Source organism: Pseudomonas sp. K5002, from assembly GCF_013386655.1.
Lineage (GTDB): Bacteria > Pseudomonadota > Gammaproteobacteria > Pseudomonadales > Pseudomonadaceae > Aquipseudomonas.
In genome coordinates this window covers 1-315 of the sequence record NZ_JACARK010001725.1, presented here as the reverse complement: position 1 = coordinate 315, position 315 = coordinate 1, and the positions used below count along the sequence as shown (strand labels likewise).

Here is a 315-nt window from a genome sequence, read left to right as displayed (position 1 = left end):
GGTTTTTTTTTTTTTTTTTTGTTTTTTTTGGGTTTTTTTTTTTTAAATTGGGTTTTTTCTTTTTCGGTCTTTGGGTTGGTGGCAACCTGTTTTTTTTTTTTTTTTTGTTTTTTTTTTTGTTTTTTTTTTTTTTTTTTTTTTTTTTTTTTTTTTTTTTTTTTTTTTTTTTTTTTTTTTTATTGTTTTTTTGTTTTTTTGGGTTTGGGTTTGGGCGGGGGTTTGGCTTTTGTTTTTTTTTAATATTTTTTCGAATATTTTTTGTTTTTTGTTTTGTTTTTGGTGTTTAACTTGGGGGGTTTTTTTTGGTTTTTTTTT

Annotated in this window: 1 protein-coding gene; it reads right to left on the bottom strand. The window is 20.6% G+C overall.

From position 1 onward, the window contains the following. Nucleotides 1-42: 42 nt before the first annotated feature. Nucleotides 43-315: hypothetical protein (locus tag HX846_RS40540; protein ID WP_178967665.1), on the bottom strand; the 273-nt coding region annotated here is incomplete at its 5' end.